Genomic DNA, 1,440 nt, shown 5'->3' with positions numbered 1-1,440 from the left:
GTGCGACATAGTCTGGTCTCCTCCATTGCGTTATATCATTTATTGAATGTACTATATCATGTGCATCAATAGACGCAAGTTTAAAACTTGTTCTGTCATGTGGCTTTATCACACGCGACATGGAGCGCGCACGAGAGCCGAGGTGTGCGGCCTGCGACGAGGTCACTTATGATCGCCGCAGTCATGGGGCGCCGCTTAGCCCATATGGCCATGGCCGGCGGCGAACAGAAAGCCCGTGCATCTCGGGTGGGGCCGATAGTTGGCAGGCTGTCCGAAATCGATGGTCTCACGCCCATCCAGTCGATTACCTGCTGATCTATGTCCGCCATCGCAAAAGGTGGCCGTAGAATTGCTCGGGATCCTGCCCAGCTATTGGCGTCTGGCGCGGCCAAGGACGTTCCTCTTTGCATGGCGTGATCCTTAATGAACCAATCGAACCGAGTTGAGTGCGCCTGTCGGCCGGCGGTTGCCGCGAAAGGTCTTTCAAAGCACGTCACAGTGCGTACGTTGCGGCATTTCTTCGCCACCCACCTGCTGGAGAACGGCAGCGTCGAACCCGGGATTGTGACCTTTCGTAAGCGCTCGTGACACCATAAGGTCGCCCACAGCTACCATGGTGCAGCCGTCCGCAACATTCGTTGCAATCGAGCAGCCGGAATCATAGTTGCCCACCTCGACCTGGCGAGAGGCACTGTCGTCATGTTATTGCTTCACAATAATTCTCACTTCATGCATCCGCTCGGGTAGAGGCTGATCGCCCGTGGCCAGCGGCAGCATCCCTCCCGCCTATGGACGGAAACTAGCTAGTTTCTATCCATAAACACGCATATTTTCTAACTTTTGCAAGCACTTGCCTCAGGTCGGCGTCCTCTTGGAGCGTGTGGACGGGTCTTAGGCGCAGTTTCTCGTCAGAGCGGAGTCGCTGGGGTAATCGCGCGCACGACGCTGGGCCGGCGGGAGGCCGGCTGAACTGCAGTACGGGTCGGCATTAGGTCGGTTTGAGGCGCGAGAGGAGGACGAGGACCGAGGGCCAGACATAACTCTTGAAGTGATCAAGGCCGCGCCAGGTGCAGCGCGCCAAGCCGTAGGCGCGCTTCAGGCAGGAGATACCGGCCTCGATGCCGGCGCGGAAGTTGCGCAGCTTGCGATAGACCCAGTTGCTTTTGACCATGTCTTCGATCCGCAGGCCGGCCTTTTTGTGAAGGCCATGCCGTGGACGCCCCACGCCTTCGCTGCGGCCAAGTTGTTGGGCGTGGCAAAGCCACCATCAGCCGCCGCCTGCCGTGGCGCGTCGCTTGTTGTTTATTGATGAAAACTAGCTCTCATGTTCCCTGTCAAGGCTGAAGGCGAGCGGCATCGGCCACTTGGCGCGAGCGTGCGAAGCAGTCGGATTGGCTGAGGCTGCACAGGGCGGGGGTGGAGCTCAGAGACGACGGTTGA

The 1,440-nt window shown here is 58.6% G+C and carries 1 pseudogene; it reads right to left on the bottom strand.

Annotated elements, in window-relative coordinates:
- Positions 1-988 precede the first annotated feature (988 nt).
- Positions 989-1,290 (bottom strand): annotated as a pseudogene (locus AYK65_RS30995) (ISNCY family transposase); the annotation flags it as partial.
- Positions 1,291-1,440 lie beyond the last annotated feature (150 nt).

This window comes from Ensifer aridi (assembly GCF_002078505.1).
Lineage (GTDB): Bacteria > Pseudomonadota > Alphaproteobacteria > Rhizobiales > Rhizobiaceae > Sinorhizobium > Sinorhizobium aridi.
The sequence above is the reverse complement of the archived record's forward strand: the minus strand, read 5'-3'. Positions and strand labels throughout refer to the sequence as shown.